The sequence below is a fragment of the Streptomyces incarnatus genome, assembly GCF_001027185.1.
In the GTDB taxonomy this organism is placed as follows: Bacteria; Actinomycetota; Actinomycetes; order Streptomycetales; family Streptomycetaceae; genus Streptomyces; species Streptomyces puniciscabiei.
The window spans coordinates 3531187-3548994 of the sequence record NZ_CP011497.1 but is presented as its reverse complement, the minus strand read 5'-3'; the positions used below and the strand labels follow the sequence as shown (position 1 = coordinate 3548994).

General features: G+C 67.1%; 28 protein-coding genes. 26 read left to right on the top strand and 2 right to left on the bottom strand.

Annotation, left to right across the window (positions count from 1 at the left end; genetic code table 11):
• Positions 1 to 26: 26 nt before the first annotated feature.
• The 26 genes from rplV (at position 27) to truA (ending at position 14630) form a co-directional block, all read left to right on the top strand.
• Entirely contained in the window at positions 27 to 374 is a 348-nt protein-coding gene (gene rplV / locus ABB07_RS15735) for a 50S ribosomal protein L22 (RefSeq protein ID WP_030174537.1), read from the top strand.
• On the top strand, positions 374 to 1192 hold the full coding sequence (gene rpsC / locus ABB07_RS15730; protein WP_055706471.1) for a 30S ribosomal protein S3: 819 nt from the start codon (positions 374 to 376) through the stop codon (positions 1190 to 1192). Before rplV ends, rpsC begins: the two co-directional genes overlap by 1 nt.
• Positions 1193 to 1197: 5 nt before the next feature.
• The gene (gene rplP, locus ABB07_RS15725; RefSeq protein WP_009190136.1) at positions 1198 to 1617 is read left to right on the top strand and encodes a 50S ribosomal protein L16; all 420 of its coding nucleotides are present in this window, start codon (positions 1198 to 1200) and stop codon (positions 1615 to 1617) included.
• Positions 1617 to 1841 (top strand): 50S ribosomal protein L29, encoded by a 225-nt coding sequence (rpmC, locus tag ABB07_RS15720; protein ID WP_007494763.1) that lies wholly within the window; start codon positions 1617 to 1619, stop codon positions 1839 to 1841. Before rplP ends, rpmC begins: the two co-directional genes overlap by 1 nt.
• The gene (gene rpsQ, locus ABB07_RS15715) at positions 1841 to 2128 is read left to right on the top strand and encodes a 30S ribosomal protein S17 (RefSeq protein WP_055706472.1); all 288 of its coding nucleotides are present in this window, start codon (positions 1841 to 1843) and stop codon (positions 2126 to 2128) included. Before rpmC ends, rpsQ begins: the two co-directional genes overlap by 1 nt.
• Before the next feature lie 130 nt (positions 2129 to 2258).
• A complete protein-coding gene (rplN, locus tag ABB07_RS15710; RefSeq protein ID WP_003998823.1) occupies positions 2259 to 2627 on the top strand; it encodes a 50S ribosomal protein L14 in 369 nt (122 codons plus the stop codon).
• Positions 2628 to 2629: 2 nt separating this feature from the next.
• Positions 2630 to 2953 (top strand): 50S ribosomal protein L24, encoded by a 324-nt coding sequence (gene rplX, locus ABB07_RS15705; RefSeq protein ID WP_014674376.1) that lies wholly within the window; start codon positions 2630 to 2632, stop codon positions 2951 to 2953.
• The gene (gene rplE / locus ABB07_RS15700; protein WP_061920719.1) at positions 2953 to 3510 is read left to right on the top strand and encodes a 50S ribosomal protein L5; all 558 of its coding nucleotides are present in this window, start codon (positions 2953 to 2955) and stop codon (positions 3508 to 3510) included. The genes rplX and rplE overlap by 1 nt, the downstream gene beginning before the upstream one ends.
• A 5-nt stretch (positions 3511 to 3515) precedes the next feature.
• On the top strand, positions 3516 to 3701 hold the full coding sequence (locus tag ABB07_RS15695) for a type Z 30S ribosomal protein S14 (RefSeq protein ID WP_003948630.1): 186 nt from the start codon (positions 3516 to 3518) through the stop codon (positions 3699 to 3701).
• A 214-nt stretch (positions 3702 to 3915) separates the two neighbouring features.
• Positions 3916 to 4314, top strand: coding sequence for a 30S ribosomal protein S8 (rpsH, locus tag ABB07_RS15690; protein WP_030046382.1), 399 nt, complete (start codon positions 3916 to 3918; stop codon positions 4312 to 4314).
• 24 nt (positions 4315 to 4338) lie between these two features.
• On the top strand, positions 4339 to 4878 hold the full coding sequence (gene rplF / locus ABB07_RS15685) for a 50S ribosomal protein L6 (RefSeq protein ID WP_208899302.1): 540 nt from the start codon (positions 4339 to 4341) through the stop codon (positions 4876 to 4878).
• Positions 4879 to 4881: 3 nt separating this feature from the next.
• Positions 4882 to 5265, top strand: a complete 384-nt coding sequence (gene rplR, locus ABB07_RS15680) for a 50S ribosomal protein L18 (RefSeq protein WP_208899301.1) — start codon at positions 4882 to 4884, stop codon at positions 5263 to 5265.
• Between the two features lie 37 nt (positions 5266 to 5302).
• Positions 5303 to 5908, top strand: coding sequence for a 30S ribosomal protein S5 (gene rpsE, locus ABB07_RS15675; protein WP_009190144.1), 606 nt, complete (start codon positions 5303 to 5305; stop codon positions 5906 to 5908).
• A gap of 2 nt (positions 5909 to 5910) precedes the next feature.
• Positions 5911 to 6093 (top strand): 50S ribosomal protein L30, encoded by a 183-nt coding sequence (gene rpmD / locus ABB07_RS15670; protein ID WP_003998814.1) that lies wholly within the window; start codon positions 5911 to 5913, stop codon positions 6091 to 6093.
• A 2-nt stretch (positions 6094 to 6095) separates the two neighbouring features.
• Positions 6096 to 6551 carry a 50S ribosomal protein L15 gene (gene rplO / locus ABB07_RS15665; RefSeq protein ID WP_030745257.1) on the top strand — a complete coding sequence of 152 codons (456 nt, stop codon included), beginning with the start codon at positions 6096 to 6098 and terminating at the stop codon, positions 6549 to 6551.
• Positions 6552 to 6795: 244 nt separating this feature from the next.
• Positions 6796 to 8112, top strand: coding sequence for a preprotein translocase subunit SecY (gene secY, locus ABB07_RS15660; RefSeq protein ID WP_208899300.1), 1317 nt, complete (start codon positions 6796 to 6798; stop codon positions 8110 to 8112).
• Positions 8112 to 8774 carry an adenylate kinase gene (locus ABB07_RS15655; protein ID WP_208899299.1) on the top strand — a complete coding sequence of 221 codons (663 nt, stop codon included), beginning with the start codon at positions 8112 to 8114 and terminating at the stop codon, positions 8772 to 8774. Before secY ends, ABB07_RS15655 begins: the two co-directional genes overlap by 1 nt.
• A 100-nt stretch (positions 8775 to 8874) precedes the next feature.
• Positions 8875 to 9711, top strand: a complete 837-nt coding sequence (map, locus tag ABB07_RS15650) for a type I methionyl aminopeptidase (RefSeq protein WP_208899298.1) — start codon at positions 8875 to 8877, stop codon at positions 9709 to 9711.
• Between the two features lie 288 nt (positions 9712 to 9999).
• On the top strand, positions 10000 to 10242 hold the full coding sequence (locus ABB07_RS15645) for a hypothetical protein (RefSeq protein ID WP_208899297.1): 243 nt from the start codon (positions 10000 to 10002) through the stop codon (positions 10240 to 10242).
• 210 nt (positions 10243 to 10452) lie between these two features.
• Entirely contained in the window at positions 10453 to 10674 is a 222-nt protein-coding gene (gene infA, locus ABB07_RS15640; protein ID WP_003948620.1) for a translation initiation factor IF-1, read from the top strand.
• Between the two features lie 59 nt (positions 10675 to 10733).
• A complete protein-coding gene (gene rpmJ / locus ABB07_RS15635) occupies positions 10734 to 10847 on the top strand; it encodes a 50S ribosomal protein L36 (protein WP_003998809.1) in 114 nt (37 codons plus the stop codon).
• A 190-nt stretch (positions 10848 to 11037) separates the two neighbouring features.
• The gene (gene rpsM / locus ABB07_RS15630) at positions 11038 to 11418 is read left to right on the top strand and encodes a 30S ribosomal protein S13 (RefSeq protein WP_208899296.1); all 381 of its coding nucleotides are present in this window, start codon (positions 11038 to 11040) and stop codon (positions 11416 to 11418) included.
• Positions 11419 to 11483: 65 nt separating this feature from the next.
• Positions 11484 to 11888, top strand: coding sequence for a 30S ribosomal protein S11 (gene rpsK, locus ABB07_RS15625; protein ID WP_003956432.1), 405 nt, complete (start codon positions 11484 to 11486; stop codon positions 11886 to 11888).
• A 145-nt stretch (positions 11889 to 12033) separates the two neighbouring features.
• Positions 12034 to 13056 (top strand): DNA-directed RNA polymerase subunit alpha, encoded by a 1023-nt coding sequence (locus ABB07_RS15620; protein WP_003966937.1) that lies wholly within the window; start codon positions 12034 to 12036, stop codon positions 13054 to 13056.
• Positions 13057 to 13150: 94 nt separating this feature from the next.
• Entirely contained in the window at positions 13151 to 13636 is a 486-nt protein-coding gene (gene rplQ, locus ABB07_RS15615) for a 50S ribosomal protein L17 (protein WP_208899295.1), read from the top strand.
• 139 nt (positions 13637 to 13775) lie between these two features.
• On the top strand, positions 13776 to 14630 hold the full coding sequence (truA, locus tag ABB07_RS15610; protein ID WP_208899294.1) for a tRNA pseudouridine(38-40) synthase TruA: 855 nt from the start codon (positions 13776 to 13778) through the stop codon (positions 14628 to 14630).
• 9 nt (positions 14631 to 14639) lie between these two features.
• Here truA and ABB07_RS15605 read toward each other — a convergent pair whose 3' ends face one another.
• Positions 14640 to 16667 (bottom strand): acyltransferase family protein, encoded by a 2028-nt coding sequence (locus ABB07_RS15605; protein ID WP_208899293.1) that lies wholly within the window; start codon positions 16665 to 16667, stop codon positions 14640 to 14642.
• Positions 16668 to 16702: 35 nt separating this feature from the next.
• A complete protein-coding gene (gene manB, locus ABB07_RS15600) occupies positions 16703 to 17800 on the bottom strand; it encodes a mannose-1-phosphate guanylyltransferase (RefSeq protein WP_208899292.1) in 1098 nt (365 codons plus the stop codon).
• Positions 17801 to 17808: the final 8 nt, after the last annotated feature.

Below are 17808 nucleotides of genomic sequence, written 5' to 3'. Positions count from 1 at the left end.
ACACGTAAGTAACTGAAGGGACAACCATGGAAGCCAGGGCCCAGGCGCGGTACATCCGCGTCACGCCCATGAAGGCCCGCCGCGTGGTGGACCTCATCCGTGGCATGGACGCCACGGAGGCCCAGGCTGTTCTGCGATTCGCTCCGCAGGCAGCCTCCGTGCCGGTCGGCAAGGTGCTCGACAGCGCCATCGCCAACGCCGCGCACAACTACGACCACACCGACGCCGACAGCCTCTACGTCTCCGAGGCGTACGTCGACGAGGGCCCGACCCTGAAGCGGTTCCGGCCGCGCGCCCAGGGCCGTGCCTACCGGATCCGCAAGCGGACCAGCCACATCACCGTGGTCGTCAGCAGCAAGGAAGGAACCCGGTAATGGGCCAGAAGGTTAACCCGCATGGGTTCCGGCTCGGTGTCACCACGGACTTCAAGTCCCGGTGGTACGCCGACAAGCTGTACAAGGACTACGTCAAGGAAGACGTCGCCATCCGTCGGATGATGACGTCCGGCATGGAGCGCGCCGGCATCTCCAAGGTGGAGATCGAGCGCACCCGTGACCGCGTGCGTGTGGACATCCACACCGCTCGTCCGGGCATCGTCATCGGCCGCCGTGGCGCCGAGGCCGACCGCATCCGCGGCGACCTCGAGAAGCTCACCGGCAAGCAGGTCCAGCTGAACATCCTCGAGGTCAAGAACCCCGAGACCGACGCTCAGCTGGTTGCCCAGGCCGTCGCCGAGCAGCTCTCCTCCCGCGTCTCCTTCCGCCGTGCCATGCGCAAGAGCATGCAGTCGGCGATGAAGGCCGGCGCCAAGGGCATCAAGATCCAGTGCGGTGGCCGCCTCGGCGGCGCCGAGATGTCCCGCTCGGAGTTCTACCGCGAGGGCCGCGTGCCCCTGCACACGCTCCGCGCGAACGTGGACTACGGCTTCTTCGAGGCCAAGACGACCTTCGGCCGCATCGGTGTGAAGGTCTGGATCTACAAGGGCGACGTCAAGAACATCGCCGAGGTCCGCGCCGAGAACGCTGCCGCCCGTGCGGGTAACCGCCCGGCCCGCGGTGGCGCCGACCGCCCGGCCCGTGGTGGCCGCGGTGGCGAGCGGCGCGGTCGCAAGCCGCAGCAGGCTGCCGGCGCCGAGGCCCCCAAGGCCGAGGCTCCCGCCGCTCCGGCTGAGAGCACCGGAACGGAGGCCTGACCGACATGCTGATCCCCCGTAGGGTCAAGCACCGCAAGCAGCACCACCCGAAGCGCAACGGTATGTCCAAGGGTGGCACGCAGGTTGCGTTCGGCGAGTACGGCATCCAGGCGCTGACCCCGGCCTACGTCACGAACCGCCAGATCGAGGCGGCCCGTATCGCGATGACCCGCCACATCAAGCGTGGCGGCAAGGTCTGGATCAACATCTACCCGGACCGTCCCCTCACCAAGAAGCCTGCCGAGACCCGCATGGGTTCCGGTAAGGGTTCTCCGGAGTGGTGGATCGCGAACGTCAAGCCCGGACGTGTGATGTTCGAGCTGTCGTACCCCAACGAGAAGATCGCCCGTGAGGCGCTGACCCGTGCGGCCCACAAGCTGCCGATGAAGTGCCGGATCGTCAAGCGCGAGGCAGGTGAAGCGTGATGTCGGCCGGTACCAAGGCGTCCGAGCTGCGCGAGCTGGGCAACGAGGAGCTTCTGGCGAAGCTCCGCGAGGCCAAGGAAGAGCTGTTCAACCTCCGCTTCCAGGCGGCGACGGGCCAGCTCGAGAACCACGGCCGTCTCAAGGCGGTCCGCAAGGACATCGCCCGGATCTACACCCTCATGCGTGAGCGTGAGCTCGGCATCGAGACGGTGGAGAACGCCTGATGAGCGAGAAGAACGTGACTGAGCAGAACACTGAGGCGCGCGGTTTCCGCAAGACCCGTGAGGGCCTCGTCGTCAGCGACAAGATGGACAAGACCGTCGTCGTCGCCGTCGAGGACCGCGTCAAGCACGCGCTGTACGGCAAGGTCATCCGCCGTACCAACAAGCTCAAGGCGCACGACGAGCAGAACGCCGCGGGTGTCGGCGACCGCGTCCTCCTGATGGAGACCCGGCCGCTGTCCGCGACGAAGCGCTGGCGCGTCGTCGAGATCCTCGAGAAGGCCAAGTAGGTAATTCCCGCAAGGGAATTCCAAAAAGTACGTTCCTGCGGGGCGCCCCTCGCAGGACAGTTCCGCCAGGCTCCGGGGGCCGCTCGGTTGAGCGGCCCCCGGGGAACCGGCAGACATTCAGGAGATAGACGTGATCCAGCAGGAGTCGCGACTGCGTGTCGCCGACAACACTGGTGCGAAGGAGATCCTTTGCATCCGTGTGCTCGGTGGCTCCGGTCGCCGCTACGCGGGCATCGGTGACGTCATCGTCGCCACCGTCAAGGACGCGATCCCCGGTGGCAACGTGAAGAAGGGTGACGTCGTCAAGGCGGTCATCGTTCGCACCGTCAAGGAGCGCCGCCGTCCGGACGGCTCGTACATCCGCTTCGACGAGAACGCCGCCGTCATTCTGAAGAACGACGGCGACCCTCGCGGCACCCGCATCTTCGGCCCGGTCGGCCGTGAGCTGCGCGAGAAGAAGTTCATGAAGATCATCTCGCTCGCGCCGGAGGTGCTGTAAGCATGAAGATCAAGAAGGGCGACCTGGTCCAGGTCATCACCGGCAAGGACAAGGGCAAGCAGGGCAAGGTCATTGCCGCTTACCCGCGCGAGGAGCGTGTCCTGGTCGAGGGTGTCAACCGGGTCAAGAAGCACACCAAGGCCGGTCCGACCGCTAGCGGTTCCCAGGCCGGCGGCATCGTGACCACCGAGGCGCCGATCCACGTCTCCAACGTCCAGCTGGTCGTGGAGAAGGACGGTCAGAAGGTCGTCACGCGTGTCGGCTACCGCTTCGACGAAGAGGGCAACAAGATCCGCGTTGCCAAGCGGACGGGTGAGGACATCTGATGGCTACCACCACCACTCCGCGTCTGAAGCAGAAGTACCGCGAGGAGATCGCGGGCAAGCTGCGTGACGAGTTCAAGTACGAGAACGTCATGCAGGTTCCCGGCCTCGTCAAGATCGTGGTCAACATGGGTGTGGGCGACGCCGCCCGCGACTCCAAGCTGATCGAGGGCGCCATCCGCGACCTCACCACGATCACCGGTCAGAAGCCGGCCGTCACCAAGGCCCGCAAGTCCATCGCGCAGTTCAAGCTGCGTGAGGGCCAGCCGATCGGTGCCCACGTCACGCTCCGTGGCGACCGCATGTGGGAGTTCCTGGACCGCACCCTGTCGCTCGCGCTGCCGCGCATCCGCGACTTCCGCGGCCTGTCCCCCAAGCAGTTCGACGGCCGTGGCAACTACACCTTCGGTCTCACGGAGCAGGTCATGTTCCACGAGATCGACCAGGACAAGATCGACCGTACCCGGGGCATGGACATCACCGTGGTCACCACGGCGACCAACGACGCTGAGGGCCGCGCGCTCCTTCGTCACCTCGGCTTCCCGTTCAAGGAGGCGTGAGCGAGATGGCGAAGAAGGCTCTGATTGCCAAGGCTGCTCGCAAGCCCAAGTTCGGTGTGCGTGGCTACACCCGCTGCCAGCGCTGCGGCCGTCCGCACTCCGTGTACCGCAAGTTCGGCCTCTGCCGCGTGTGCCTTCGTGAGATGGCTCACCGTGGCGAGCTGCCGGGCGTGACCAAGAGCTCCTGGTAATCCCGACTTTTAGGGATTCCTGGACCTCTCGGTAAGCAACCGGAACGGCAGGGGCCCTCCTGCACATGCCTTAGGCTAGGAGGGTTGGGCCTCTGCCGCCCGTACGACTTACTACGCCGTAGGTCCCCGCACCGCACCCGTCCCGTCTGCAGAAGTACGGGGAGAGGGATGGCGCATATAGGAAACCCCGGCGAGAAAGGCCACAGGCCAATTCATGACCATGACTGATCCGATCGCAGACATGCTGACGCGTCTGCGGAACGCGAACTCGGCGTACCACGACTCCGTGACGATGCCGGCGTCCAAGATCAAGTCTCACATCGCGGAGATCCTCCAGCAGGAGGGCTTCATCACGGGCTGGCGCGTCGAGGACGCCGAGGTCGGCAAGAACCTCGTCCTCGAGCTGAAGTTCGGCCCGAACCGTGAGCGCTCCATCGCGGGCATCAAGCGGATCTCCAAGCCCGGTCTCCGGGTGTACGCGAAGTCCACCAACCTGCCGAAGGTGCTCGGCGGCCTCGGCGTGGCGATCATCTCCACGTCGCACGGGCTCCTCACCGACAAGCAGGCCGGCAAGAAGGGCGTGGGTGGGGAAGTCCTCGCCTACGTCTGGTAGCAGAAGGGAACGGAGGAAACAGCTATGTCGCGCATCGGCAAGCTCCCCATCGCGGTTCCCGCCGGCGTGGACGTCACCATCGACGGCCGTACGGTCTCGGTCAAGGGCCCCAAGGGCTCGCTGACCCACACCGTCGCGGCTCCGATCGACATCGCTAAGGGCGAGGACGGCACCCTGCAGGTGACCCGCCCGAACGACGAGCGTCAGAGCAAGGCCCTGCACGGCCTCTCCCGCACGCTGGTGGCGAACATGATCACCGGCGTGACCCAGGGTTACGTGAAGAAGCTCGAGATCAGCGGTGTCGGTTACCGAGTGACCGCCAAGGGTTCGAACCTGGAGTTCGCTCTCGGTTACAGCCACCCGATCCTCGTCGAGGCCCCCGAGGGCATCACCTTCAAGGTGGAGTCCCCGACCCGCTTCCAGGTCGAGGGCATCGACAAGCAGAAGGTCGGCGAGGTTGCGGCCAACATCCGCAAGCTGCGCAAGCCCGACCCGTACAAGGCCAAGGGCGTCAAGTACGAGGGCGAAGTCATCCGCCGCAAGGTCGGAAAGGCGGGTAAGTAAGCCATGGCATACGGGCAGAAGATCCTCAAGGGCGACGCCTACAAGCGCGCCGCGATCAAGCGCCGTCACATCCGGATCCGCAAGCAGATCTCCGGTACGGCGGAGCGCCCCCGTCTGGTCGTGACCCGCTCCAACCGCCACATCGTGGCGCAGGTGATCGACGACCTGAAGGGCCACACCCTGGCGTCGGCGTCCACGCTGGACGCTTCGATCCGTGGTGGCGAGTCCGACAAGTCCGCGCAGGCCAAGCAGGTCGGCGCCCTGGTCGCCGAGCGTGCCAAGGCCGCCGGTGTCGAGGCCGTCGTGTTCGACCGTGGTGGCAACCAGTACGCCGGGCGCATCGCCGCCCTGGCGGACGCCGCCCGCGAGGCCGGGCTCAGGTTCTGAGCCGCCGTAGCTAGCGGAAAAGAGAGAGGTAAATCCAATGGCTGGACCCCAGCGCCGCGGTGGCGGTGCCGGTGGCGGCGAGCGGCGGGACCGGAAGGGCCGTGACGGCGGCGCTGCTGCCGCCGAGAAGACCGCGTACGTTGAGCGCGTCGTCGCGATCAACCGCGTCGCCAAGGTTGTGAAGGGTGGTCGTCGCTTCAGCTTCACCGCGCTGGTCGTGGTGGGCGACGGTGACGGCACCGTGGGTGTCGGATACGGCAAGGCCAAGGAGGTGCCGGCCGCCATCGCCAAGGGCGTTGAGGAGGCCAAGAAGCACTTCTTCAAGGTCCCCCGGATCCAGGGCACCATCCCGCACCCGATCCAGGGTGAGAAGGCTGCCGGCGTCGTGCTGCTCAAGCCCGCGTCCCCCGGTACCGGTGTTATCGCCGGTGGTCCGGTGCGCGCCGTGCTCGAGTGCGCCGGTATCCACGACGTGCTGTCGAAGTCGCTCGGCTCCGACAACGCCATCAACATCGTGCACGCGACCGTGGAGGCCCTGAAGGGCCTGCAGCGTCCCGAGGAGATCGCGGCCCGCCGTGGTCTGCCGCTCGAGGACGTCGCTCCCGCGGCTCTCCTTCGTGCGCGTGCCGGGGCGGGTGCGTAATCATGGCGCAGCTCAAGATCACGCAGGTCAAGTCCTACATCGGCAGCAAGCAGAACCACCGTGACACCCTGCGGTCGCTTGGTCTCAAGGGGATCAACACCGTGGTCGTCAAGGAGGACCGCCCCGAGTTCCGCGGCATGGTGCACACCGTCCGCCACCTCGTGACGGTCGAGGAGGTCGACTGATCATGGCGGAGCAGAACCCGCTGAAGATCCACAACCTCCGTCCGGCCCCCGGCGCCAAGACCGCCAAGACCCGTGTCGGTCGTGGTGAGGCGTCGAAGGGTAAGACGGCCGGTCGTGGTACCAAGGGCACCAAGGCCCGCTACCAGGTTCCGGAGCGCTTCGAGGGCGGCCAGATGCCGCTGCACATGCGCCTCCCGAAGCTGAAGGGCTTCAAGAACCCGTTCAAGACCGAGTACCAGGTCGTGAACCTCGACAAGCTGGCCGCGCTCTACCCCGAGGGTGGCGAGGTCACCGTCGAGGGCCTGGTGGCCAAGGGTGCCGTTCGCAAGAACAGCCTCGTCAAGGTCCTCGGCCAGGGCGAGGTCTCCGTGGCGCTGCAGGTGACGGTCGACGCCGTCTCCGGCTCCGCCAAGGAGAAGATCACCGCCGCCGGCGGTACGGTCACCGAGCTGGTCTGAGTTCCTCAGGTCCCTCGATGACGTGAACGATCCCGACCGGGGATACTCCACAAAAGGGGTATCCCCGGTCGGTCGTTCCAAGGGGGGTGCTCTCGCCGGTAAGGTGGCCAGCACTGCCTACTTTCAACGGATGCTTCCCATGGGGCACCCTGAGCGGCAGTTGACCGTTAGTAATTCGTCTGTATCCGTCGAACCTCAAGACCGTCACCCTTGACGCAGTTGCGCGGGGGTCGCAGGAGGCACCGTGCTCACCGCGTTCGCCCGGGCGTTCAGGACGCCCGACCTGCGCAAGAAGCTGCTCTTCACGCTGGGCATCATCGTGGTCTACCGGGTCGGTACCCACATTCCGATCCCCGGCGTGAACTACGCGTCTGTACAGCAATGCGTAAAGGAGGCCTCTGGCAACCAGGGGCTCTTCGGCATGATCAACATGTTCAGCGGCGGTGCGCTGCTGCAGATCACGGTCTTTGCGCTCGGCATCATGCCGTACATCACGGCCAGCATCATCCTTCAGCTGCTGACCGTGGTCATCCCGCGCCTGGAAGCCCTCAAGAAGGAGGGCCAGGCCGGTACGACGAAGATCACGCAGTACACCCGTTACCTCACGGTGGCCCTGGCCATCCTGCAGGGCACCGGTCTGGTCGCCACCGCCCGCACCGGCCGGCTGTTCAACGGCTGCTCGGTCGCCACGAGCATCGTCCCGGACCAGTCGATCTTCACGACCGTCACGATGGTCGTCTGCATGACCGCCGGTACGGCCGTCGTGATGTGGCTCGGTGAGCTGATCACCGACCGCGGCATCGGCAACGGCATGTCGATCCTGATGTTCATCTCGATCGCCGCGACCTTCCCGTCCGCGCTGTGGGCCATCAAGAAGCAGGGCACCCTGGCCGGCGGCTGGATCGAGTTCGGCACCGTCATCCTGGTCGGCCTGGTCATGGTCGCGCTCGTCGTCTTCGTCGAGCAGGCCCAGCGCCGCATCCCGGTGCAGTACGCGAAGCGCATGATCGGCCGCCGTTCCTACGGCGGCACGTCCACGTACATCCCGCTGAAGGTGAACCAGGCGGGTGTGATTCCCGTCATCTTCGCCTCCTCGCTGCTCTACATTCCGGCGCTGTTGGCGCAGTTCGCGGGGGGCAAGTCGGGCTGGAAGACCTGGATCGAGCAGAACCTGACCAAGCAGGGCGATAGTCCCGTCTATATCACCCTGTACTTCTTGCTCATCGTGTTCTTCGCGTTCTTCTACGTGGCGATCTCCTTCAACCCCGAGGAAGTCGCCGACAACATGAAGAAGTATGGTGGCTTCATCCCGGGCATCCGGGCTGGCCGACCGACCGCTGAGTACCTCAGCTACGTGCTCAACCGGATCACCTGGCCGGGTTCGCTGTATCTGGGTCTGATCGCTCTCGTACCGACAATGGCGTTGGTGGGCTTCGGGGCAAGCCAGAACTTCCCCTTCGGTGGGACCAGCATCCTCATCATCGTGGGTGTCGGCCTTGAGACGGTGAAGCAGATCGAGAGCCAGCTCCAGCAGCGCAATTACGAAGGGTTCCTCCGCTGATGCGTATCGTCCTCGTCGGGCCGCCGGGTGCCGGTAAGGGAACGCAAGCCGTCCGGCTCGCCAAGGAGCTGGCCATCCCGCACATCTCCACCGGTGACCTTTTCCGGGTCAACATCAGTCAGGGGACGGAGCTGGGCAAGCTCGCGCAGTCCTACATGGACAAGGGCGAGCTGGTGCCGGACTCCGTCACCATCGGCATGGCCAAGGACCGCATGGAGCAGAAGGACGCCGAGGGCGGCTTCCTGCTGGACGGCTTCCCGCGGAACGTGGAGCAGGCCGAGGCGCTGGACGAGCTGCTGGAGACCGAGGGCATCAAGCTGGACGCCGTCCTGGACCTGGAGGTCCCCGAGGACGAGGTCGTCAAGCGGATCGCCGGCCGGCGCATCTGCCGCAACGACTCCTCGCACGTGTTCCACGTGACGTACAGCCCCCCGAAGAAGGAGGGCGTGTGCGACGTCTGCGGCGGTGAGCTGTACCAGCGCGACGACGACTCCGAGGACACCGTCCGCACGCGGCTGGAGATCTACCACACGAAGACCGAGCCGATCATCGACTACTACAAGGCGCAGGGCCTGGTCGTGACGATCTCCTCCCTGGGCCCCGTGGACGAGATCACGCAGCGGGCGCTGGAGGCCCTCAAGCGTGAGAAGGCCGAGCAGTAACAGCCCGGCTCCTCCGGCCGCGGTGCCCTCCCCGGGTGCCGCGGCCGTACTGTTGTACAGATACCCCAGCCGATGTGAGTGACGGAGAGCGCAGGCCCCCATGGTGCAGATCAAGACGCCCGAGCAGATCGCGAAGATGCGTGCGGCGGGCCTGGTCGTCGCCGCCATCCACGCGGCCACCCGCGAGGCCGCGGTGCCCGGCGCCTCCACCAAGGACCTGGACGAGGTCGCCCGCAAGGTGCTGGCCGAGCACGGCGCCAAGTCGAACTTCCTGGGGTACGGCGGCTTCCCCGCGACCATCTGCACCTCCGTGAACGACGTCGTCGTGCACGGCATCCCCTCCGACGAGGTCGTCCTCAAGGACGGCGACATCATCTCCATCGACTGCGGCGCGATCGTCGACGGCTGGCACGGCGACGCCGCCTACACGGCGTTCGTGGGCTCCGGTCACGCCCCGGAGCTGATCGAGCTCTCCCGGGTGACGGAGGAGTCGATGTGGGCCGGCATCGCGGCCATGAAGCAGGGCAACCGGCTGGTCGACGTCTCCCGCGCGATCGAGACGTACATCCGCCGCCAGCCCAAGCCGGGCGGCGGCAGGTACGGGATCATCGAGGACTACGGCGGCCACGGCATCGGCACCGAGATGCACATGGACCCGCATCTGCTGAACTATGTCGACCGGCGCCGCGGCAAGGGCCCCAAGCTGGTGCCCGGCTTCTGCCTCGCGATCGAGCCGATGGTCTCCCTCGGCACCCCGAAGACCGAGGTCCTCTCCGACGACTGGACGGTCATCACCACGGACGGCACCTGGTCCTCCCACTGGGAGCACTCGGTGGCCCTCACCGAGCAGGGCCCGCTGGTGCTGACGGCACCGGACGGGGGCAGGGCCAAGCTGGCGGAGTACGGCATCACCGCGGCGCCCGACCCGCTGGGCTGAGGGTCATTCCCTGAAGATCGCAAAGCCTTCACCAATAATCGATCTTCAGTTCGATTTCTGCAGTTAAGATCAACGTCGACCAACAGGGGGACGGTCGGCTGATCTGAGCGCTCCCCTGGCATGTACATGAAGAGGGGAAGCGTAGTGGGTTCGACACTGAAGCGAACGGTCGGCGTTCTGGCCGGTGCGGCCGCCCTTGCCATCACCACCGGCACCGCTCCCGCGTTCGCGTCGGCGGCGGGGTGTCACGGCGGTGCCTGTGTGAGGGTCCAGGGTTCCGGCCTTCACGTGGACTGGATCCAGGCCTACTCGGGGGACGAGGTCTTCCACGGCAAGTTCAAGATCTACGCCGAGAAGATGGGGTACGTGAAGTACTCGCCGCTGACGACGTACTACAACACCGGTGATCACTTCACCTACTTCCGGGTGCCGATCAACAAGAACTGGAAGGACGGCACCGACATCTGCGTCCAGGCCCTTCTGGACGGCACGCACGATGACGGCACTGCCTGCGAGACCGTCGAGAAGTAAGCCGACAAAGCAGTAGTGGGACCAGCTGCTCGCCCCGTTCGTCGTGCATACCGTGCCGATGGGCGGGGCATCGTCATGAGCAGGCGTGGTGCACGGGCGAATTCGTCTTTTCCGACGCGCTGACGTAGACTGACTCGTCGGCTCTCGTGTACCCGCATGTCCGCATGCCCCTCGTGAGTCGATCAAGGTAGTCGATTCGAAGGGCGAAGCGTGGCCAAGAAGCAAGGTGCCATCGAGATCGAGGGCACTGTCGTCGAGTCTCTGCCGAACGCCATGTTCAAGGTCGAGCTCCAGAACGGCCACCAGGTCCTGGCACACATCAGCGGCAAGATGCGTATGCACTACATCCGCATCCTCCCTGACGACCGGGTCGTGGTGGAGCTGTCTCCGTACGACCTGACGCGTGGCCGGATCGTCTACCGCTACAAGTAGATCTTGCCCGCATCCCGCTTCCACGGGGTGATGGCACTGACCCGGAGAACCTCAATCCCATGAAGGTCAAGCCGAGCGTCAAGAAGATCTGCGACAAGTGCAGGGTGATCCGCCGTCACGGCCGGGTCATGGTCATCTGCGAGAACCCGCGCCACAAGCAGCGCCAGGGCTGACGCACGACCTCACCCTCTGCACCTCTATCGCAGAGATTCGCGCGACGCGAGCTGAATATGTTCATACGCAGAACCCGAGCCACTCAGCTCGACACCCCCGGTTCGGAGGCCGGGGACCCGGTTCGTACCTGGTACGGCGGCCGGGAGCCGGTTCTGCGGAAGACCTCCGAAGATCACCAGGAGCCATTGAATGGCACGCGTTTCCGGTGTTGACATCCCGCGCGACAAGCGCGTGGAGGTCGCCCTCACCTACGTGTTCGGCATCGGCCGGACCCTCTCGAAGGAGACGCTGGCTGCGACCGGCGTCGACCCGAACACCCGCGTCCGTGACCTGAGCGAAGAGCAGCTGGTCGCGATCCGCGAGTACGTCGACAACAACATCAAGACCGAGGGTGACCTCCGTCGCGAGATCCAGGCCGACATCCGCCGCAAGGTCGAGATCGGCTGCTACCAGGGTCTCCGTCACCGTCGCGGTCTGCCCGTCCGCGGTCAGCGCACCAGCACCAACGCCCGCACCCGCAAGGGCCCGCGTCGCGCCATCGCCGGCAAGAAGAAGCCGGGCAAGAAGTAGTCCGCAGCGGACACCTGTCCACGGTCTTCGCTGTAGGACCGACCACCTCCCGTAGGAGTTAGTAGATGCCCCCCAAGGGACGTCAGGGCGCTGCCAAGAAGGTGCGCCGCAAGGAAAAGAAGAACGTCGCTCACGGCCACGCGCACATCAAGAGCACGTTCAACAACACGATCGTCTCCATCACGGACCCGTCCGGCAACGTGATCTCCTGGGCCTCCGCCGGCCACGTCGGCTTCAAGGGCTCCCGGAAGTCCACGCCGTTCGCCGCGCAGATGGCCGCCGAGTCGGCCGCCCGCCGCGCCCAGGAGCACGGCATGCGCAAGGTCGACGTGTTCGTCAAGGGCCCGGGCTCCGGTCGTGAGACCGCGATCCGCTCCCTGCAGGCCACGGGCCTCGAGGTCGGCTCCATCCAGGACGTCACCCCGACCCCGCACAACGGCTGCCGTCCGCCGAAGCGTCGTCGCGTCTGACGCACGGTTGACCGATGGGTCCGGGCGGTATGGCTCCGTAGGGGTCGTACCGCCCGTACCCTTGCAGTACCCGCACTTTTCACGGGTGCGGTTTCCGTCGGACGTCAAATAGCGGGCGTCCACGAATGAAGGATCTGATCCACACATGCTGATCGCTCAGCGTCCCTCGTTGACCGAAGAGGTCGTCGACGAGTTCCGCTCCCGGTTCGTGATCGAGCCGCTGGAGCCGGGCTTCGGCTACACCCTCGGCAACTCCCTCCGTCGCACCCTCCTGTCGTCGATCCCCGGCGCTGCTGTCACCAGCATCCGCATCGACGGCGTCCTGCACGAGTTCACCACCGTGCCGGGCGTCAAGGAGGACGTCACCGACCTGATCCTCAACATCAAGCAGCTGGTCGTCTCCTCGGAGCACGACGAGCCGGTCGTGATGTACCTGCGCAAGCAGGGCCCGGGTCTGGTCACCGCCGCCGACATCGCGCCCCCGGCCGGTGTCGAGGTGCACAACCCCGACCTCGTCCTCGCCACGCTCAACGGCAAGGGCAAGCTGGAGATGGAGCTGACGGTCGAGCGCGGCCGCGGTTACGTCTCCGCCGTGCAGAACAAGCAGGTGGGCCAGGAGATCGGCCGTATCCCGGTCGACTCCATCTACTCGCCGGTGCTCAAGGTCACGTACAAGGTCGAGGCCACCCGTGTCGAGCAGCGCACCGACTTCGACAAGCTGATCGTCGACGTCGAGACCAAGCAGGCCATGCGTCCGCGTGACGCCATGGCGTCGGCCGGCAAGACCCTGGTCGAGCTGTTCGGTCTGGCGCGCGAGCTCAACATCGACGCCGAGGGCATCGACATGGGCCCGTCCCCGACGGACGCCGCCCTGGCCGCCGACCTGGCCCTGCCGATCGAGGAGCTGGAGCTCACGGTCCGCTCCTACAACTGCCTCAAGCGCGAGGGCATCCACTCCGTGGGTGAGCTCGTCGCCCGCTCCGAGGCCGACCTCCTGGACATCCGCAACTTCGGTGCGAAGTCCATCGACGAGGTCAAGGCGAAGCTGGCCGGCATGGGCCTGGCCCTGAAGGACAGCCCGCCCGGATTCGACCCCACGGCCGCTGCCGACGCCTTCGGCGCCGACGACGACGCGGACGCGGGTTTCGTGGAGACCGAGCAGTACTGACCGTACTGACCGGTCGTTGCCGGTGAGCATCCGCTCATCGGGTTCCTGACCCCGGTACCTGACACGGCCGGGGCAGACACACAGGAGAAGAACCATGCCGAAGCCCACCAAGGGTGCCCGTCTGGGCGGCAGCGCCGCGCACGAGAAGCTGCTCCTCGCGAACCTCGCGAAGAGCCTCTTCGAGCACGGCCGTATCACCACCACCGAGGCGAAGGCCCGCCGCCTGCGCCCGTACGCCGAGCGTCTGATCACCAAGGCGAAGAAGGGCGACCTTCACAACCGCCGTCAGGTGCTCCAGGTCATCACGGACAAGAGCATCGTCCACACGCTCTTCACCGAGATCGGCCCGCGGTACGAGAACCGTCCGGGTGGCTACACCCGCATCACCAAGATCGGTAACCGCCGTGGCGACAACGCGCCCATGGCCGTCATCGAGCTGGTCGAGGCGCTGACGGTGCAGCAGAAGGCCGTGGGTGAGGCCGAGGCCGCCACCAAGCGTGCGGTCAAGGAGGCCGACGAGGCCAAGGTCGAGGAGACCAAGGCCCCCGAGGCTGCCGCCGAGGAGCCGAAGGACGCGTAAGCGTCTGCCGGGGGCTGCCGGTCGGCGGCTGCGGCGCCGTAGTGGCTGGTCGCGCAGTTCCCCGCGCCCCTCAGGGCGTTGGCGGGCCCGTTCCTTTCAAGGAGCGGGCCCGCTTTTCTGTACCTGAGAGGATGTGCACGTGACTGACGAAGTACAGCCCGGTTTCGTACGCATCCGCCTCGACCTCTCCTACGACGGCACCGGCTTCCACGGCTGGGCCAAGCAGGCCGGCGGCAAGCGGACCGTGCAGGGCGAGATCGAGGACGCCCTGCGTACGGTGACGCGGTCGAAGGAGACGTACGACCTGACCGTGGCCGGACGGACCGACGCCGGTGTGCACGCGCGCGGTCAGGTCGCCCATGTCGATCTGCCCCGGGAGGTCTGGGCGGAGCAGAGCGGAAAGCTGCTCAAGCGGCTCGCCGGGCGGCTGCCGAAGGACGTGCGGGTGTGGGCGCTCAGGGAGGCGCCCAGCGGTTTCGACGCCCGGTTCTCCGCGATCTGGCGGCGCTATGCCTACCGGGTGACGGACAACCCCGGGGGAGTGGACCCCCTCCTGCGGGGCCACGTGCTCTGGCACGACTGGCCGCTCGACGTGGACGCCATGAACGAGGCCGCGCGGGCGCTGCTCGGCGAGCACGACTTCGCCGCGTACTGCAAGAAGCGGGAAGGGGCCACGACCATCCGGACCCTGCAGGAGCTGAGCCTGGAAAAGGGCGCCGACGGGATCATCACCGCCACCGTGCGCGCCGACGCCTTCTGCCACAACATGGTGCGCTCGCTGATCGGCGCGCTGCTGTTCGTCGGGGACGGGCACCGGGGACCGGAGTGGCCCGGGAAGGTGCTGGCCGCGGGGGTGCGGGACTCCGCCGTGCATGTCGTACGGCCGCACGGGCTGACCCTGGAGGAGGTCGGCTACCCCGCCGACGAGCTGCTGGCCGCGCGCAACAAGGAGGCGCGGAACAAGCGCACGCTGCCGTCGGCGGGGTGCTGCTGAGCCGGCGGGTCAGCCGGCCAGGGCCTTTTGGACCGTCGGCCTGAGGAAGGGCACCAGCGACTTCGCGTAGCCCGCCGTGATGTGGCTGGCGTCGAAGTAGACGATCTGGTCCGCGATCACCGCCGGGCATACGCCGCTCGCGCAGAACGCGGGCAGCGTGTCGATGACCTCGGCACCGTGGGCCTCGGCCACCCGCTGCTCCGTGGCCCGGTGGTCGCGGTACTCGATGGCCTGGTCCTGGGTGGGGTTGCAGGCGGAGACGTCGTGGAGGTGGGTGGCGAGGCAGTCCGGGACGTTCCGGCCGGGCTGCGGGGTGTCCGTGAGGTACAGGAGCCTGGCACCGGAGGCCTCGAACCGCTCGAAGGCCTCCTCGGCGCCCTTCTCGGTCACCTCGCGGCGGATGCGGCTGGAGACGACGATGACATCGGGCTTGAGGTCCTCGATGCTCTTGAACGCCGATTCCCGCCAGCTGTCGCACTCCGCGTACTCGCGGTTCAGCTCGGGGTTCTTGATGGCGTAGACCTCGGGGGAGCAGCCGCCCTTCGCCATGGTCACCACCTTGGCGTGCAGCGACGCGCCGAGGGCGTTGAAGGCGTCGCCCCACTGCCAGGCGTGGGAGTCGCCGATGACCACGATGGTCTTCCTGCCGGACCGGTCGCCGATGACGCAGTTCCCGCGCAGGACGAACGTCTTGACGTCCGTGTTGTCGATACAGCCGTAGTGGGTCATGTCCTTGGGCGCCCCCGGGAGGGCGCTCTGGGCGGTCGCCGAGAGCTCCTTGTGCAGCACGGCCTGCTTCACCGAGCCCGCGCCGGAGTAACCGGCGGCGTCGCCGCTCGCGGCGGAGGCGGAGGTGGCGAGGTTGAGCGGGACGAACATGGCGCAGGCCGTGGCCGCCGCCGCGCCCGCGGTGGCGGTGCCGCCGGCGCAGATGCCCTTCCAGGGGGTCGCCACCAGTTGGGCGTTGTTCCGGAACCGCAGCTCGACGACGTAGTACATGACGACGGCCAGGATGAACGACAGGGACAGCACCCGGAAGCGGTCCGAGTAGGTCATGTCCCGGCCCACGACGTTCGGCCACAGGACCAGGATCGGCCAGTGCCACAGGTACCAGCCGTAGCTGACGTTGCCGATGTAGTCGGTGACCGGGTTGTGCAGGATCGTCTCGACGCCGAGGCGGGGATGGGCGCAGCCGCCGGCGATGATCATGCAGGCGCCGAGCACGGGACCGGCCACCGCGTAGCCCGGCAGCGGGGTCTCCTTGGTGATGAGCAGTGCGGTGCCGATCGTGGTCGCCAGGCCCGCCCAGGTGATGACGGCGGCCAGGCCCTGGTTCATGCGGGACAGCAGGGGCGCCCCCAGGGCGAGCAGGATGCCGGAGGCGAGCTCCCAGACGCGGGTCTGGGTGCCGAAGTAGGCGAGGGGCTGGTTCGAGGCGGTCTGCTCGACCGACAGATACAGCGACCCGCCCACCACGGCCGTCAGGAACAGGCCCAGCAGGACGCGGTTGCGGAGGATCCTGCGGGACAGCCACACCGTGACGACGAGGACGACCGGGGCGGCCAGATAGAACTGCTCCTCGATGCCCAGCGACCAGAAGTGCTGGTACGGGGACTGCGTGCCGTCGCCTGCGAAGTAGTCCGTGCCGGTCTCCACCAGGCGCCAGTTCATGAAGCTGAGCGCCGCGCTGAGACCGTCCTTCATGGTGGTGCGGAACCTGAGCGGGCTGGCGTAGAGCCAGGCCACGGCCGCCGTGGTGATGACGACGACGGCCATGCCCGGCGCGAGCCGCCGCATCCGGCGCGCCCAGAACTTGCTCAGTGACACCCTGCCGGTCCTGTCGATCTCGGCGATGAGCTGGCTGCCGATGAGGAAGCCGCTCAGCACGAAGCTGACGTCCACGCCGCCGTGGATGTCGAGGATGCCGACGTGCATGGTGACCACCATCATGATGGCTACGGCACGCAGGCCCTGGATGTCCGGCCGGTACGTGCGCAGACGCCCGGTCTGCGCGGCCGTTGAGCGATGGCGGGTCACGGTTCTCCAGTAACTGTCCGGTCGGGCCGGCGACTTCAGTGGGCCGTCGGGCAGGCGGCAGCCGTACCGCTGACGCGCACCCCTTGGGCGGGAATGCGGATGCCGCACGACAGCCGCAGCTGGGCGGGGAGCTCGTTCTGCGCGCCGACATGCGAGTGGCAGCCGACCACGACCTCGTGCAGGAACGATTCGCTGCCGATCGAGGAGTCGTGGTCGACCACGGAATCGCGGATCCGGGCGCCCTCGGCTACGGTGACGTGCGCGCCGACGATGGAGCGGTCGACGACCACGCGCGGGCCGATCACGGCGTGCGGGCCGATCGTCGAGCCGCCCGTGACGCGGGCGGTCGCGTCGACGGTGGCCGTGGGATGGATCAGGGCCTCGGCCGGCGGCCCCACCAGCGGCGAGGCCGCCCGGCCGGTGACCAGGTCGGCGGACCCGTGCACGAAGGCGAGCGGGGTGCCGAGGTCACGCCAGTAGTCGTCGGTGACATGGCCGAGGACCCGCCCGCCCCCGGCGACGAGCCGCGGGAAGGTCTCCTGCTCGACGGAGACCTCCCGCCCGCCCGGGATGGCGTCCAGGACGGAGCGGCGGAAGACGTAGCAGCCGGCGTTGATCTGGTCGGTGACGATCTCCTCCTGGGTCTTCGGCTTCTCCAGGAAGGACAGCACCCGGCCGCTGTCGTCGGTGGGGACGAGGCCGAAGGCACGGGGGTCGGCGACGCGGGTGAGGTGCAGCGTCACGTCCGCCTCCGCGGCCTCGTGGCGGGCCAGGATGCCGCGCAGGTCCACGCCGGAGAGGATGTCGCCGTTGAGGATCAGCACCGGCGCCTCGGGCCCGCCGCGCAGCAGCCGTCCGGCGTTGCGGATCGCCCCGCCCGTGCCGAGCGGCACCTCCTCGACGGCGTAGGAGATCTCCAGATCCTGGGAGAAGCCCCGGAACTCCTCCTCGAAGAGGCCGGCCAGATAGGACGTGGCGAACACCAGGTGCTCGACGCCCGCGTCCATCAGCTTGGCCACCTGGTGCCGGATGAAGGAGGAGCCGGCGACCTTCAGGAGCGGCTTGGGGGTGTGGTTGGTCAGGGGGCGCAGGCGGGTTCCCTTGCCGCCCACGAGAATGATGGCTTCCTGCATGAGTGCCT

Coding starts and splice junctions, on each gene's coding strand:
- rplV (WP_030174537.1), top strand. CDS start 27: ATGGAAGCCAGGGCCCAGGCGCGGTACATCCGCGTCACGCCCATGAAG.
- rpsC (WP_055706471.1), top strand. CDS start 374: ATGGGCCAGAAGGTTAACCCGCATGGGTTCCGGCTCGGTGTCACCACG.
- rplP (WP_009190136.1), top strand. CDS start 1,198: ATGCTGATCCCCCGTAGGGTCAAGCACCGCAAGCAGCACCACCCGAAG.
- rpmC (WP_007494763.1), top strand. CDS start 1,617: ATGTCGGCCGGTACCAAGGCGTCCGAGCTGCGCGAGCTGGGCAACGAG.
- rpsQ (WP_055706472.1), top strand. CDS start 1,841: ATGAGCGAGAAGAACGTGACTGAGCAGAACACTGAGGCGCGCGGTTTC.
- rplX (WP_014674376.1), top strand. CDS start 2,630: ATGAAGATCAAGAAGGGCGACCTGGTCCAGGTCATCACCGGCAAGGAC.
- rplE (WP_061920719.1), top strand. CDS start 2,953: ATGGCTACCACCACCACTCCGCGTCTGAAGCAGAAGTACCGCGAGGAG.
- ABB07_RS15695 (WP_003948630.1), top strand. CDS start 3,516: ATGGCGAAGAAGGCTCTGATTGCCAAGGCTGCTCGCAAGCCCAAGTTC.
- rpsH (WP_030046382.1), top strand. CDS start 3,916: ATGACCATGACTGATCCGATCGCAGACATGCTGACGCGTCTGCGGAAC.
- rplF (WP_208899302.1), top strand. CDS start 4,339: ATGTCGCGCATCGGCAAGCTCCCCATCGCGGTTCCCGCCGGCGTGGAC.
- rplR (WP_208899301.1), top strand. CDS start 4,882: ATGGCATACGGGCAGAAGATCCTCAAGGGCGACGCCTACAAGCGCGCC.
- rpsE (WP_009190144.1), top strand. CDS start 5,303: ATGGCTGGACCCCAGCGCCGCGGTGGCGGTGCCGGTGGCGGCGAGCGG.
- rpmD (WP_003998814.1), top strand. CDS start 5,911: ATGGCGCAGCTCAAGATCACGCAGGTCAAGTCCTACATCGGCAGCAAG.
- rplO (WP_030745257.1), top strand. CDS start 6,096: ATGGCGGAGCAGAACCCGCTGAAGATCCACAACCTCCGTCCGGCCCCC.
- ABB07_RS15655 (WP_208899299.1), top strand. CDS start 8,112: ATGCGTATCGTCCTCGTCGGGCCGCCGGGTGCCGGTAAGGGAACGCAA.
- map (WP_208899298.1), top strand. CDS start 8,875: ATGGTGCAGATCAAGACGCCCGAGCAGATCGCGAAGATGCGTGCGGCG.
- rpmJ (WP_003998809.1), top strand. CDS start 10,734: ATGAAGGTCAAGCCGAGCGTCAAGAAGATCTGCGACAAGTGCAGGGTG.
- rpsM (WP_208899296.1), top strand. CDS start 11,038: ATGGCACGCGTTTCCGGTGTTGACATCCCGCGCGACAAGCGCGTGGAG.
- rpsK (WP_003956432.1), top strand. CDS start 11,484: ATGCCCCCCAAGGGACGTCAGGGCGCTGCCAAGAAGGTGCGCCGCAAG.
- ABB07_RS15620 (WP_003966937.1), top strand. CDS start 12,034: ATGCTGATCGCTCAGCGTCCCTCGTTGACCGAAGAGGTCGTCGACGAG.
- rplQ (WP_208899295.1), top strand. CDS start 13,151: ATGCCGAAGCCCACCAAGGGTGCCCGTCTGGGCGGCAGCGCCGCGCAC.
- manB (WP_208899292.1), bottom strand. CDS start 17,800: ATGCAGGAAGCCATCATTCTCGTGGGCGGCAAGGGAACCCGCCTGCGC.